The sequence below is a fragment of the Octadecabacter ascidiaceicola genome, from assembly GCF_900185015.1.
GTDB lineage: Bacteria > Pseudomonadota > Alphaproteobacteria > Rhodobacterales > Rhodobacteraceae > Octadecabacter > Octadecabacter ascidiaceicola.
This window is the reverse complement of sequence record NZ_FXYD01000001.1, coordinates 264,029-277,600: the sequence shown is the minus strand read 5'-3', so window position 1 is coordinate 277,600 and position 13,572 is coordinate 264,029. Positions and strand designations below refer to the sequence as shown.

Sequence of the window (13,572 nt, the reverse complement as noted above, 5' to 3'; positions counted from 1 at the left end):
TTCGCGTGCAGCGATCCCATTTGGGTAAAAACATGCTGGCGTTTTCGCGCTGGCGCAGGCGGCGCAGCGTCCAAAACGTGACGACGGCTGTTCTGGTTTTGCTCGGCCCGATCCTAATTATTTTAACGATTTCTGCACTGCGTCCACTGGACCAAACAGGCCGTACGGAAATCCTGCGGCTGATTTTGCTTGCTGACATCATCTATGTGTTGGTGATTGCGGCACTGGTGTCGTCACGCATCGTCAGCATGATCGCCGCACGGCGCGCAAAATCAGCCGGGTCGCGTCTACACCTGCGTCTCACTGGCGTTTTTGGTTTGCTGGCCCTGATCCCGACGGTCGCCGTCGCGGTGTTTGCCGTTTTAACGATTAACATCGGGCTTGAAGGGTGGTTTTCTGAACGTGTACGCGACGTGTTGGGCAACTCATTGTCCGCAGCGCAAGCCTATGAAGAAGAGCACAGAACCGAACTTCAACGCGATGGTAACGCGCTTGCGGGTTATCTGAACACCGAACGTTTGCAGACATTTTTCATGGAGCGAGGCGAAGTCCGCCAAGCCCTTGCGGCCGTCCAACCCCAGATCGAACGGGGCCTAACAGAGGCCTTTGTTCTGGACGGCGATGGTGAAATCTGGGCGCGCGGCGAACGGTCATATGAGTTCTATTTCGAACAGCCAACGCGCGAAGAGCTGGCGGAAGCCAGCGTCACTGGCCTCGTGATTATTGAGGATTGGGCGAACAACGAGTTTCGCGCTTTGATCCCACTGGTTGCGTTCAGAGAGAAGTATTTATACGTCACCCGTGAAGTTGATGGCGGCATCCTCGCGCTTTTAGACGAAACCCAAGAAACCGTTGCGCTGTATGGGCAGTTGGAGAACGAGCGCGGACGCGTGTTGTTTGAATTCGGCCTCATTTATCTTGGTTTTGCTTTGATTTTAATCCTTGCATCCGTCTGGGTTGGTCTTTGGTTTGCGGAACGCTTGTCGCGGCCTGTGGGACGTTTGGTGGGTGCATCTCAGCGTGTTGGAGCCGGTGATCTGAACGTGCGTGTGCGCGAAGAAGAAGGCGAAGATGAAATCGCGCAGCTTGGGCGGTACTTTAACCAGATGACGGCACAACTGCGGGACCAACGAGAAGAATTGCTCGACAACACACGCCAGATCGAACGCCGCCGTCGCCTGTTTGACTCTGTGCTGTCTTCAGTGCCGTCTGGGGTGGTCGGTTTGGACGAAGACGGGCGCGTGATGTTCGTTAACCGCTCTGCAAACCGTCTCCTCGAAGTTGATGGTGGGGAACATAGCGCCCTTGCGGTCGCAGTACCGGAGTTCGCCGCCCTGTTTGATGAGATGACAATGGGTGGGAAACCCGTTGTGCAAGGGCAGGTGAACCTTGTCCGTGGGGGACAGCAAGAAAGTCTATTGGTGCGCATGTCTCACCGCCGTCGTGAGGATGATACTCTTGAAGGCTACGTGGTTGCGTTTGAAGATGTGACCGATCTTGTTTCTGCCCAGCGAATGGCCGCGTGGGGTGATGTTGCCCGACGCATCGCACATGAGATCAAGAACCCTCTGACGCCGATCCAGCTGTCTGCGGAACGGATTAAGCGTAAGTTCAGCCGCGAAGTGGATATTCCTGCTGATCTGGAACAACTGACGGACGTTATTGTACGTCAAACCAATGACTTACGGCGCATTGTTGATGAGTTTTCTAAGTTCGCACGGATGCCGGAACCCGACAGACGCACGTATAACCTTGCCGAGATCCTGCGAGACGCTGTGACGCTACAGGAATCTGGCCAACCGGGTGTTTCATTTGATGTGAATATCCCAGAGGGCAAAGTGCTGTCTGATCTGGATAGCACGATGATGTCTCAAGCGTTTACAAACCTCATTAAGAACGCTGGCGAAGCCATTGAAAGTTTGCAGGAAAATGATCCTGACATCGACGTTAAGCCACAAATTCAAATTCGTCTATCAACAACTGACGAAGTAGCAACGCTAACGATTGCGGACAACGGCATTGGTCTTCCCGAAGACCGCGCGAAGCTGTTCGAACCCTACGTGACCACACGTGAGAAAGGCACCGGCCTTGGCCTGCCGATCGTGAAGAAAATTATCGATGAGCATGGCGGAACGCTGACCCTGACGGACGCGCCCGCTTTTGATGAAACAGGGCGCGTAGGCGCGATGGCTGTCATCACACTTCCAATTCAAGCAGCAACCGAGCTGCCCCAAATAGAAACAGCATGAGGTAACCAATGGGCGATATTCTGATCACCGACGACGAACGCGACATCCGCGAACTGATCTCTGATATCCTCAAGGATGAAGGGTTTTCGACACGACTGGCCGGCACATCTGACGAGTGCATGGCCCAGATCGAGAAGGAAACGCCTGCGTTGATGATCCTTGATATCTGGCTAAAGGACAGTCGAATGGACGGGATCGACATTCTGAAGCAAGTGAAACGCGACCACCCCGAAGTGCCTGTGGTCATCATTTCCGGCCATGGGAACGTCGAAATCGCGGTCGCTGCAATTAAGCAGGGCGCGTATGATTTCATTGAGAAACCGTTTAATATTGATCAGCTAATGGTCGTTATTCGCCGCGCAATGGAAACCAGCCGCCTACGCCGAGAGAACATCGATTTGAAGCGCACAGATGCGGGTCCAACGGAAATGCTTGGTGAAAGTGCGGCGTTCCGAACGCTGATCTCGCAACTCGACAAAGTCACCAAATCCAATGGTCGTGTGATGCTGACGGGCGAAGGTGGTTCTGGCAAGGAAACCGCTGCACGTTACATTCATGTGAATTCCGACCGCGTTGATATGCCGTTTGTCTCGGTCAATTGCGCCTCCATTGAACCGGAGCGCATGGAAGAGGTTCTTTTCGGGCGTGAGACCGAAGGCCGCGGTGTCGAGCGGGGCTTGCTGGAGGAAGCGGACGGGGGTGTCATCTATTTTGATGGTGTCGCTGACATGCCCCTAGGCACACAGTCAAAGCTGCTGCGCGTGCTGGTTGATCAGAAGTTCCAACGTGTTGGTGGCGTCGATAAAGTTCAAGTTGATGTTCGCGTTATTTCAAGCACAAACAAAGACTTAACGGCCGCTATTGAAGCAGAAACCTTTCGTCAGGAACTATACCACCGCCTGAACGTCGTGCCGATCCATGTGCCAAGCTTAGAAGAGCGGCGTGAAGATATTCCGCTCCTCGCAGCCTATTTCATTGAAGAACTGAATGCATCTCAAGGGCTTACGGCGCGTGAATTGTCCGATGAGGCCGGTGCTTTGCTGCAAACGATGCAATGGCCAGGCAATGCACGTCAGTTGAAGAATGTCATGGAACGCGTGCTGATCTTGGGTGATGCGACCGGTCCGATTGAGGCCAAGGAGCTTCCAAGCCAGTCTGAAGGGCCAGCCGACGAGGGGCGTGTGCTCCTGTCAGGTAGCCTTGCTACGCTTCCACTGCGCGAAGCACGCGAGCTGTTTGAACGCGAATATCTTCTGACGCAAATCAACCGTTTTGGCGGCAATATCAGCCGCACCGCAAGCTTTGTCGGCATGGAGCGATCAGCGCTTCACCGCAAGCTCAAGACGCTTGGTGTTGTGACGTCCAACAAGGCGGGCGCACGTGTTGCCCATGTCGAAGAAGACGCGGAAGAGTGAGCCTCGCATGTTGACCGGACTGCACCCATCTGTCACGACATTTGAACTCAAACCACTCAAGGTGCGTTCATGAAGGTCATTATTTGCGGGGCAGGTCAGGTCGGCTGGCAGATTGCCCGCCATCTCGCGTCCGAGCGAAACGATGTTACGGTTGTTGATAAGAACCCTGAACTTGTGCGGCGTGCGACGGATACTTTGGACGTGCAGGGTATTGTCGGCTTTGCGAGCTATCCAGATATTCTTGAGCGGGCAGGTGCCGCGGATGCGGACATGGTTATCGCCGCGACCCATTCAGACGAAGTAAACATGGTAACCTGTCAGGTTGCCCATTCCGTTTTTTCCGTCCAGCGCAAAATCGCGCGTTTGCGGGGCCAAAGCTATCTCAACGCGATTTATTCAGACCTTTATCGTCGGGATCACCTTCCGATCGATGTTGTTATTTCACCGGAAATGGAAGTGGCAGAGGCGGCCTTACAACGATTGGCGGCACCTGCTGCATTTGACACAGAGAGCTTTCTTGAAGGCAACGCCCAGCTTTTGGGTATTCAGATTGATGACGACTGCCCAGTTATCAACACACCGCTTCGTCAGCTGAGCGATTTGTTTTCAACCTTGAAGGCCGTTGTTATGGGGATCCGGCGCAAAGGCGCTTTGTTTGCGCCCAGTGCCGGTGATCAGATTTTCCCCGGTGACGAATGCTACGTCATGACAGAAACCACCGACGTGACGCGCACGCTAGAAATCTTCGGTAAAACCCAAGGCAAACTTGGGCGCGTTGTTGTGATTGGCGGCGGGAACGTTGGCCTTGCAGTCGCGCGTGCGCTTGAAACCCGAACCGAACGTGTGCGCGTGCGTGTCATTGAGCGGAACCGCGAAATCGCAGAGGCCGCAGCTGACCAGCTGGAGCGCACGATTGTTTTAAACGGCGACGGCCTCGATGCGTCGTTGCTCGAAGAGGCCAATATTTCCAACGCCGATGCGGTTTTGGCCGTGACCGATGATGACAAAACAAACCTTCTTGCTGCCGTGCGCGCCAAGGGTTTGGGGTGTCCGATGACGATCTGTCTGACCAACGATCCGACATTGGTTCCATTGATGGGACCGCTTGAGATTGACGCCTACATTAACCCGCGTGCAACAACTGTGAGTTCGATCTTGCGCCACATCCGCCACGGCCGCGTGCGGTCTGTGTACTCGATCGGTGATGCGGAGGCAGAAGTGATCGAAGCGCAGGTGCTCACGACAAGCCCAATGGCCGGTAAGTTGCTGCGCGACGTTGACTTCCCAGAAGGCGTCCTTGTCGGTGGGGTCATGACGGCTGGCAAGATGCACAAGCCTCACGGCAACATGCGTATCGAAGAGGGCGACGTTGTCGCGATCTTTGCGATGGCCAGTCAGGTCGCAGAAGTTGAGGCCTTGCTTCAAGTCTCCATCGACTTTTTCTGATGCATCGGCTGTCGCAACGCCCGTTTTTTGTCCTACTTATGGGGCTAAGCGCGTTGGCGATGGTTTTTCCTGCCATTCATGCATTTGTCGTTGATAACCACGCGGTATCGCGAGCTTTCTTCTATTCTGCGCTGCTTCTTTTTGTTCTGACGATATTTATCGGCTTGGCCACCGCGAGCTACAAAATCGCATTGTCTCGGGGGTACCTCGTTTCGCTGCTGGCGGCGTTTTTGGTTCTTCCTGTTGTGCTTGCAGTGCCGATGTATGAAGCGGTTCCGGCAATGACGTTTCTTGAGGCCTGGTTCGAAAGTGTGTCTTCGTTCACCACCACAGGCGCGACCCTGTTTGACAACACAAGCGACCTACCGAGATCCGTTCATCTATGGCGTGCATTAATGGGCTGGATGGGGGGCTTGCTGATCTGGGTCGCAGCCATTGCAATACTTGCTCCGCTCAATATCGGTGGATTTGAGGTTCGCGCCACTCACGGAGGCAGCGCGAGCGAAAAGACTTTTGCGCAAGTGGGGCGTGTTTCGGACCCATCTGAACGGCTATTTCGATTTGGTTCAAAACTGGTGCCGCTTTATTTCGCGCTTACGGCGCTGTTGTGGTTGGGGCTGACAGCCGCAGGCGAAAATTCGTTTGTGGCCATGTGCCATGCGATGTCCGTCATGGCGACGTCTGGAATTTCACCGATGGATGGGATTTCTCAGTCATCCGCTGGTTTTACGGGCGAATTGATCATTGTGATTTTCTTTGCCTTTGCGCTGTCGCGCGTGACGTTTTCGCGTGGCGTTTCCGGGCAAGAAATCAAACCTTTGCGAAAAGACAGCGAATTCAAACTTGCGCTGATGATGATTGGCGGGTTGGTCGCGGTATTGTTTCTACGCCATGGCATCGTTGCGTTTGAAGATTCCGCCAACAACGACATCGCATCCGCAGCGGCAGCGCTTTGGGGGGCACTGTTCACGATCACCAGTTTCTTGACCACGACGGGCTTTGAGTCCGCTGAATGGTCGTCCGTACGTGAATGGTCGGGGCTTGGCACTCCAGGGTTGATGCTGGTTGGGCTTTCGTTGATTGGCGGGGGCGTCGCCACGACGGCGGGCGGGATCAAGCTTTTACGGGTCTACGCACTTTGGAAACATGGCCAGCGCGAAATCGAGCGCCTCATTCATCCATCCTCAGTCGGCGGAGCAGGGGCAGAGGCCCGCCAGATCAGACGCCAAGGCGCTCAAATAGCGTGGATTTTCTTTATGTTGTTCACGATCTCAATCGCGGCCGTCATGGTGCTTTTGGCGTTCACAGGTGTTCAGTTTGAAACAGCGATGGTGCTGGCTGTGTCCGCGTTATCGACAACCGGCCCGCTGGCATCTGTTGCGGCGGAAACACCCATTTCCTACGCAGGTATTCCTGACTTCGGCAAAGTCGTCCTCGCGCTGGCGATGGTTGTTGGTCGCCTCGAGGCGCTTGCGATCATCGCGCTTCTAAATCCTGAGTTCTGGCGCCAATAAGTCACCCTTATTTTTGCTTTATGTACTCATTTGCTTTTGGGGTGGATATTGCATACCCGCCAAGACATAGTGAACTCTGGATGGATAGTAATTGGCCGCAACGTCGGTCACAATAAGAATAAGGACGGGGAACATGGCCTCAGACAAACAAAACCTTCAGGACGCTTTTCTTAATAACGTTCGTAAAGCCAAGGTTTCAGTAACAATTTTCCTGATCAACGGCGTGAAGCTTCAAGGTGTCATCACTTGGTTTGACAGCTTTTGCGTGCTGTTGCGTCGCGATGGCCAGAGCCAACTTGTCTACAAATCTGCAATCAGCACGATCATGCCAAGCACTCCGATTAGCCTGTACGACGGCGAAGCTGAGTAAATGGGGGAAGAACGGTCCGCCACGCGTGCCTTCGTCCTGCATCCTGAAATAAAGTCGAACCAAATGCGTAGGAACGCTGTTTCCGCGCTTGAGGAAGGCGTGTCTTTGGCGCGGGCTTTGCCCGAGCTTGAAGTTGTGGGCAGCCAGGTTGTAAGCCTGCCCAAAGTTCACGCTGGCAAACTGTTTGGCTCCGGCAAGATTGAGGAAATCGACGGCTGGCTAAAGAATGCCGAGGCGGGCCTCGTGTTGATCGACGGGCACGTCAGCCCCGTTCAGCAACGCAATCTTGAAAAAGAGTGGGGCGTTAAGCTGCTGGACCGCACGGGTCTGATCCTTGAGATTTTCAGCGACCGCGCACGCACCCGCGAAGGTGTATTGCAGGTCGAAATGGCCGCGCTGGCCTATCAACGCACCCGCCTTGTACGCGCATGGACGCACCTTGAACGCCAACGTGGCGGGCTAGGTTTTGTTGGTGGTCCCGGTGAAACGCAAATCGAGGCGGACCGCCGCGCCATTGATGCGCAGCTGAACAGTCTGAAAAAACAGCTGTCGAAAGTCGTCAAAACCCGCGAGCTACATCGCAAGGCCCGCGCGAAGGTTCCGTATCCAATTGTCGCATTGGTCGGTTATACAAACGCGGGCAAATCCACGTTGTTCAACCGTCTTACCGGTGCGGATGTGTTCGCCAAGGACATGTTGTTCGCCACGCTGGACCCGACCATGCGCCGCGTTGAATTGCCATCCGGTGATGATGTGATCATGTCCGATACCGTTGGATTTATCTCTGAGCTGCCAACGCAGCTGGTCGCGTCCTTTCGCGCGACCCTTGAAGAGGTGCTTGAGGCGGACATCATCCTGCACGTGCGCGATGTCAGCCATCCGCAGTCTGCTGAACAGAAGGCAGCCGTGCTCGACACGCTGCGCCAGCTTGATGTGAACCCAGACGTCCCGATGATCGAAGTTCTCAATAAAGTTGATCTGCTCAGCGATGAAGACGCGGGCTACCTAAAGGCGTTGAACAAGGACGATGAAAGCGTGTTCGCGATTTCCGCCGTTACGGGCGAGGGGTTAGACCGGCTTTTGCATACCGTCAGCGAAAACCTTAAGGGGAAGACCCGCGTGCTCACGCTTACGCTGGATTGGGCGCAAGGCGGCGCGCAAAGCTGGCTTACACGTGAGGGCGTAATTGAAAGCGAAGAACAGAGCGAAACCGGCTGGACCATTGACGTGCGCTGGAGCGCACAGCAGCAGGCGCAGTTTGAGAAGCAGTTCCCAGACGCGATACCCGCTGGCGCCGAACAGGTCGAGGAAAAGCCGGAAGAACCGAGTGGGGAATACCACCCGCTCGATTAAGGCTTATTGATGCGGTTCTAGAACAGTAATGCCAACGGCACCACCACGCGCCAGTGCGGGATCAAGTGACATCGGAATGTACTCACCACGACGCCATAGATCACCGAGATCGTCGTAGTAGCGCGACAAGAAGTGGCCTGATTGCCCTGTGGATGTGATGAATACCGAACTGTCAGGGTCCGCGAAGTCATAGACACCACGATAGGCCGCAGCATGGACGTTTAAGAACGGGTCATCGCCTGTGCCGGACGTACGCCCACGCATCAATGTGTTGTCTCCGCCTGATGTAGACTGACGGATGTTCACGAACCAACGTAGCACGGGGGCTTCGCCCAAAACAGGATGATCGTGTGTCGCTTCATGGGCATCGCCCCAGCGCAGGCTTTCAAGTGCTGTGCCGTGGTTGGCTGAAACCCAGATCAATGCGTCATCCAAAGCCATGCGAGCGATGTCTGAGCAGGTTTCTTCAGGGGCAGATTGCAGCACGTCGCACCATGCACCCGCACCGTCCGTGTCGCGGAACACGCGTTCAATAAACAGCGGCTCAACATGAGTGTATTCATGGGCCAACGGGCCAAGTTCATCGCGGATAAGGCGGTCTTGCAAGGCGCGCATCCATGCCGCGTAAAGCAGCGGTTCAGGCAGGTGCTCGTTCATTTCACCGTTCCATTCGGCCAACAATGACAGCGCGTCTTGGCGCAGTTTTTCGGGCGTTCCTTCTGGCGCAGCTTCGCCAGTAAACCAAAGATCCGCACCGATAAGGGGCAGGATCGAACGTGCGGTGTAACTCACCGTGTCACTTTGCGCTTCAATGAAGCTGTCACGGGTGTGGACTTCGCGGGCTTGCATCAGCAAGCGCCAACGGTTCACGCGCTGGCTGTCACCCCACATAAAGCTGATGTTTGCAGGGTAGGGTGCGTTGGTAACCTTGTTATTTGTATTCCCGACGATGCCGCCAACAGGATCGATCCATTCGGGGTTTTCAGCATAGTCACGCCAACCATCCCAGCGGTTTTGCAGTAAATAGCCGAAATGCGGCAGGCGCCCTTGCGTCACGTTTTCAGGGCTACGGTTCGGAACGCGCCCGATCAGCTTTAGCCCGACAGAATTACGATCCGCGAGGGTCAGCATCTGGGATGGCGCAACGTAGTCCTCAGCGGCGGCAATCCCAGCTTCGACGGTGCGGGCCCGCATCAGGTTCATCGCCGCCTGCATGGTTGTGTCTTCGTCCGAAAGCGCCGTCCAGCCCAGCACCGTCACATGCCCAGGAGGGCGGATCGTTGCGAGGTCATATTGATCAGGCGGCAGAACAGGACCGTTCACCGTCCACTGCAATTGTAACGTGATCGATGGTGCATCCTTGATGCGGATGATGCTTTCGCGGGTCTCGAAGTTGGCCCAGCCATTCGGCACGCGGTACTGGTTTGCGTTGGACGGGTTCACTTCTTCGATGTAGACATCTTGGTCGTCTAGATAGGACGAGGTGATGCCCCAACCGAGATCGGCAGACCGCCCAAGCATAACCACCGGAACACCGGGTATGGTGCCGCCGATCACGCCACCTGTCTCAAGTTCAAGCCGTGCGAGGTACCAGATAGACGGAGCCGTCAGGCCAAGGTGCGGATCGTTTGCCAAAAGCGTTGACCCCGTGGCGGACCGCGAAATACCAGCGGCCCACGCGTTGGACGCGCCCGCAAGGGTGCGCGGCACCACCGGCGAAATCGGGTCAAACACCATGCGGTTATTGGGGGCATAGCGCGGAACATTCGGCATAAGAGCGGCATAGCTAGGCAACGCTGCCAAACCTGCACCGGGCGCCTCTGGCAGAATGTCGTTCAGGCGGGTTTCGTCGCTTAGGATCAGGGATGTCCGCGCACGTAGAACCTCTTCTTCCAGATGGCTGGAAAGCTGCAACGACATCAGTTTGACAATCGACACGGAATCAGCAGGTTGCCACGGGGCGATCGCTTGATTGAACACCCACATCTCTGGCGCACCGCGCCCACGTGCGCCTTGGTTCACTTGGTCGATCCAAGCATTCACACCGCTTGAATAGGCCCGCAACGCCGATTGGGTCTCTTCGTCCATTGCCTGAACGGATTTTTGAGACAACGGGTACAGGTCGAGACGACGGATCAGGCTATCGATCGGAAGGGTGCGGGCGCCGAACAGTTCGGACAGGCGCCCTTGGGCCGTGCGGCGCAGCATGGTCATTTGCCACAGGCGATCCTGGGCATGGGCCATACCAAGGGCAAAAAAGACGTCTTCGTCTGTCTCACCGAAAATATGCGGAACATTGGCGTTGTCGCGCACGATTTCTACGGGCGCGGAAATTCCCGCAACCTCAAACGTGCCTTCATAATCTGGCAAGGAGCGGGACGCGAAATAATAGACGAGTGCAATCGTCGCGACAGTCAAAACAATCAGCGCGGAGGCTAGGCGGATTAGCCAGCGAAAAACGAGTGCCATAACAAGTCCCTTGTTGAACAACCCGCCTGAGTGGTTGACGTGCGGCGGGGGTCCGTTACCTATCTCGCAACAGCAATTGTGATGCAAGCGGGAGAAGCATGATGGCGAAGGTGGCATTTTTGGGTTTGGGGGTCATGGGCTACCCAATGGCAGGGCATCTGGTAAAGGCCGGCCATGACGTGACCGTCTATAACCGAACCGCATCCAAATCCGAGGCTTGGGTTGCCCAGTATGGTGGCACAATGGCGGCGACGCCTGCCTTGGCCTCTGATGGTGCAGATTTTGTTATGGCTTGCGTCGGGAACGACGACGATCTTCGTGCGGTTTGCACGGGTGTGGATGGTGCATTTGAAACCATGCCAAAGGGCGCGGTGTTTGTTGATCATACGACCGTTTCTGCATCCGTCACGCGTGAGCTTTACGCCGCGGCGGCTGAAGCTGGGCTGTCCTTTGTGGATGCCCCGATTTCCGGCGGGCAGGCGGGTGCTGAAAACGGAGTGCTGTCGGTCATGTGCGGCGGCGACGCGGATGTATACGCGCGCGCTGAGCCGATCATCGATGCTTACGCACGCGTTTGCCGCCGTATTGGAGACAGCGGTGCTGGCCAGATGACCAAGATGTGCAATCAGATCGCGATCGCGGGATTGGTACAGGGGCTGTCTGAGGCACTGCATTTCGCAGAGAAAGCGGGCCTGGATGGGCGTGCTGTGGTTGAGGTGATCAGCCAAGGCGCTGCAGGGTCTTGGCAAATGCAAAACCGTTACGAGACCATGATTGATGATCAGTTCGAACATGGTTTTGCAGTGGATTGGATGCGCAAAGACCTTGGAATTTGTTTGGATACTGCGAATGAGACAGGCGCGTCATTGCCTGTCACCGCGCTGGTCGATCAGTTTTATAAGGACGTTCAGAATTTGGGCGGCGGTCGTTGGGACACTTCTAGCCTCATCAAACGTTTGCGTGCTCTGGGGTGATGTAATCGAATTTGCTTCGCAAATCCGATCAGGTGGGGGCTAGCCCCCATCGCTACGCGATCCCCCCAGGATATTTGAAAAACAAAGGCAAACAATATGTTGGCGATTGGGGGCAGGGCCGTTTGCTGACCATATTCTTGCGGTTTTTATGGCTCTACGAGGCGGTCACAGCGTCCGGACGCAAAGTGCTCTACAGGAGCATCCTCAGAACCGGATGTTCCCGTTAGGTCGAGTCCACGGCCGCTGAAAATCGTTACTGTTCCGCTGACTTCTCCGCCGTCGCTTTCGAACATGTAACCATCTGGCAATTCCGTCAGAGTTGCACGCGGGTTGAAGCGCGGCAATTCCAAGCGCGGCAAGCTGTCCGCGTGACTTAGGTAGGCAACGAATGGGATCGGGTCCTCGCTGCAGGTCTCGCCTTCGCAGTATTTGGTGATTTGGCAGGCGAAATGCGGGAAATCAGGGTCGCCTTTGATGCCTGGATCATTCGAGCGCCCCGAAAGCATGACGATCAACGCAAGCAATACGATGGTGATCACAACCAAGACCGGCAACATTGTGGAACGTTTCATCAATCAAACCTTTTCGTAACGGTGCCGTAGGGCAAAATACATTAAACAGACAAACGAGCCGCGTGGGCGCCGCGTTCGCGGTAAGGGGTGGTGTCATAATGCGCGCGGTAGCATTTTGAGAAATGGCTTGGCGAGGCGAACCCGCACGCCAGCGCGACATTAATCACGGACATATCTGTTTGCATCAATAAGTTACGGGCCTTTTGCAAACGAAGTTCCATATAGTAGCGCTTTGGCGAACGGTTGAGGTAGCGGCGGAACAGGCGTTCAAGCTGGCGCGTGGACATACCGACATCTTTGGCCAATATGGATGGGCTGATCGGCTCTTCGATATTTTGCTCCATCGCTTGAATAACGCGGCTGAGCTTTGGGTGGCGCACTCCGATACGTGTCGGAATAGACAAACGCTGCGTGTCTTGGTCAGTGCGGATTGCGCTATAGATTTGCTGATCAGCTACTGCATTTGCGAGCTCTTCTCCGTAGTGATCCGCGATGATCTGCAAGAACAAGTCAATTGAAGATGTGCCGCCAGCGGTTGTCCAGCGGTTGCCATCTTTGACGAATACAGACTTCGTCAGTTCGACTTCGAGAAATTCCTCAGAAAAGCTGTCGTGGTTTTCCCAGTGGATCGTGGCGCGTTTGCCGTCCAACAACCCAGCTTTCGCCAGTGAAAACGCTGCAGTGCACAAACCACCCATTACCAATCCGCGGCGCGCTTCGCGGCGCAGCCAGTTCAAAACCTTCTTGGTTGTGGCCGCCTGAACATCACGCCCACCGCATAGCATGACCGTATCATCGCGATGCAATTCATCCAGATCGCCATCAAGCGTAAAAGTCGTCCCCGTTGAGCACGTGCAAGTTTCCCCACCTTCGCCAATGATACGCCAGCTATAGAGTTCTTGGCCCGCCATACGGTTGGCCAAGCGCAAACAATCAATTGCGGCAGCAAAGGACAGAAGCGTAAATTCGTTCAACAAAACGAAGACGAACCGGCGCGGTGAATTGCGGGAGGCTTCGATGTCGACAGTATTGTAGCGTTGCATGGCGTGTTCGCATCCATAAATTCGATACCAAGCCTCACCACCTTTCAGCGCGGCGATCAAGACAATTAAACACCGTTTGCGGTAAAATCAGTCGTCTTTTGCCATTGGACCTTATCCACAGGAAGGTTATATGCAGTGTTGATATCGCTAACGCGCCCATTTCGGGC

At 55.2% G+C, this 13,572-nt stretch carries 10 protein-coding genes; 7 read left to right on the top strand and 3 right to left on the bottom strand.

The genetic code is table 11. The annotated features are described in order from the left end of the window. Nucleotides 1-32 precede the first annotated feature (32 nt). The 6 genes from OCA8868_RS01350 to hflX all read left to right on the top strand — a co-directional run bounded on the left by OCA8868_RS01350 (nucleotide 33) and on the right by hflX (nucleotide 8,347). Complete coding sequence (locus OCA8868_RS01350; RefSeq protein ID WP_093994757.1) at nucleotides 33-2,249, top strand: sensor histidine kinase NtrY-like; 2,217 nt, start codon at nucleotides 33-35, stop codon at nucleotides 2,247-2,249. A gap of 8 nt (nucleotides 2,250-2,257) precedes the next feature. Beyond that, nucleotides 2,258-3,664: a nitrogen assimilation response regulator NtrX gene (ntrX, locus tag OCA8868_RS01345; RefSeq protein ID WP_093994756.1), complete on the top strand. Its 1,407-nt coding sequence runs from the start codon at nucleotides 2,258-2,260 to the stop codon at nucleotides 3,662-3,664. Between the two features lie 69 nt (nucleotides 3,665-3,733). After that, nucleotides 3,734-5,110: a Trk system potassium transporter TrkA gene (gene trkA / locus OCA8868_RS01340; protein WP_093994755.1), complete on the top strand. Its 1,377-nt coding sequence runs from the start codon at nucleotides 3,734-3,736 to the stop codon at nucleotides 5,108-5,110. Next, the gene (locus OCA8868_RS01335) at nucleotides 5,110-6,624 is read left to right on the top strand and encodes a TrkH family potassium uptake protein (protein ID WP_093994754.1); all 1,515 of its coding nucleotides are present in this window, start codon (nucleotides 5,110-5,112) and stop codon (nucleotides 6,622-6,624) included. Before trkA ends, OCA8868_RS01335 begins: the two co-directional genes overlap by 1 nt. 133 nt (nucleotides 6,625-6,757) lie before the next feature. After that, nucleotides 6,758-6,994 carry an RNA chaperone Hfq gene (gene hfq / locus OCA8868_RS01330; RefSeq protein WP_093994753.1) on the top strand — a complete coding sequence of 79 codons (237 nt, stop codon included), beginning with the start codon at nucleotides 6,758-6,760 and terminating at the stop codon, nucleotides 6,992-6,994. Beyond that, nucleotides 6,995-8,347, top strand: coding sequence for a GTPase HflX (gene hflX / locus OCA8868_RS01325; RefSeq protein WP_093994752.1), 1,353 nt, complete (start codon nucleotides 6,995-6,997; stop codon nucleotides 8,345-8,347). A 3-nt stretch (nucleotides 8,348-8,350) separates the two neighbouring features. Here the strand turns inward: hflX and OCA8868_RS01320 are convergent, their stop codons facing one another. Then, nucleotides 8,351-10,816 (bottom strand): penicillin acylase family protein, encoded by a 2,466-nt coding sequence (locus OCA8868_RS01320; RefSeq protein WP_093994751.1) that lies wholly within the window; start codon nucleotides 10,814-10,816, stop codon nucleotides 8,351-8,353. Between the two features lie 101 nt (nucleotides 10,817-10,917). Between OCA8868_RS01320 and OCA8868_RS01315 the strand changes: the two genes are divergently transcribed. Further along, on the top strand, nucleotides 10,918-11,790 hold the full coding sequence (locus tag OCA8868_RS01315; RefSeq protein ID WP_093995471.1) for an NAD(P)-dependent oxidoreductase: 873 nt from the start codon (nucleotides 10,918-10,920) through the stop codon (nucleotides 11,788-11,790). A gap of 146 nt (nucleotides 11,791-11,936) precedes the next feature. Here OCA8868_RS01315 and OCA8868_RS01310 read toward each other — a convergent pair whose 3' ends face one another. After that, on the bottom strand, nucleotides 11,937-12,362 hold the full coding sequence (locus tag OCA8868_RS01310) for a hypothetical protein (RefSeq protein WP_093994750.1): 426 nt from the start codon (nucleotides 12,360-12,362) through the stop codon (nucleotides 11,937-11,939). A gap of 41 nt (nucleotides 12,363-12,403) precedes the next feature. After that, nucleotides 12,404-13,405, bottom strand: a complete 1,002-nt coding sequence (locus OCA8868_RS01305) for a GlxA family transcriptional regulator (protein ID WP_093995470.1) — start codon at nucleotides 13,403-13,405, stop codon at nucleotides 12,404-12,406. Between the last annotated feature and the right edge of the window lie 167 nt (nucleotides 13,406-13,572).

Bases quoted from the DNA above. Each gene is read 5' to 3' on its own strand.
- hflX (WP_093994752.1), top strand. From the start codon at position 6,995: ATGGGGGAAGAACGGTCCGCCACGCGTGCCTTCGTCCTGCATCCTGAA.
- OCA8868_RS01320 (WP_093994751.1), bottom strand. From the start codon at position 10,816: ATGGCACTCGTTTTTCGCTGGCTAATCCGCCTAGCCTCCGCGCTGATT.
- OCA8868_RS01315 (WP_093995471.1), top strand. From the start codon at position 10,918: ATGGCGAAGGTGGCATTTTTGGGTTTGGGGGTCATGGGCTACCCAATG.
- OCA8868_RS01350 (WP_093994757.1), top strand. From the start codon at position 33: ATGCTGGCGTTTTCGCGCTGGCGCAGGCGGCGCAGCGTCCAAAACGTG.
- ntrX (WP_093994756.1), top strand. From the start codon at position 2,258: ATGGGCGATATTCTGATCACCGACGACGAACGCGACATCCGCGAACTG.
- OCA8868_RS01335 (WP_093994754.1), top strand. From the start codon at position 5,110: ATGCATCGGCTGTCGCAACGCCCGTTTTTTGTCCTACTTATGGGGCTA.
- hfq (WP_093994753.1), top strand. From the start codon at position 6,758: ATGGCCTCAGACAAACAAAACCTTCAGGACGCTTTTCTTAATAACGTT.
- OCA8868_RS01310 (WP_093994750.1), bottom strand. From the start codon at position 12,362: ATGAAACGTTCCACAATGTTGCCGGTCTTGGTTGTGATCACCATCGTA.
- trkA (WP_093994755.1), top strand. From the start codon at position 3,734: ATGAAGGTCATTATTTGCGGGGCAGGTCAGGTCGGCTGGCAGATTGCC.
- OCA8868_RS01305 (WP_093995470.1), bottom strand. From the start codon at position 13,405: ATGCAACGCTACAATACTGTCGACATCGAAGCCTCCCGCAATTCACCG.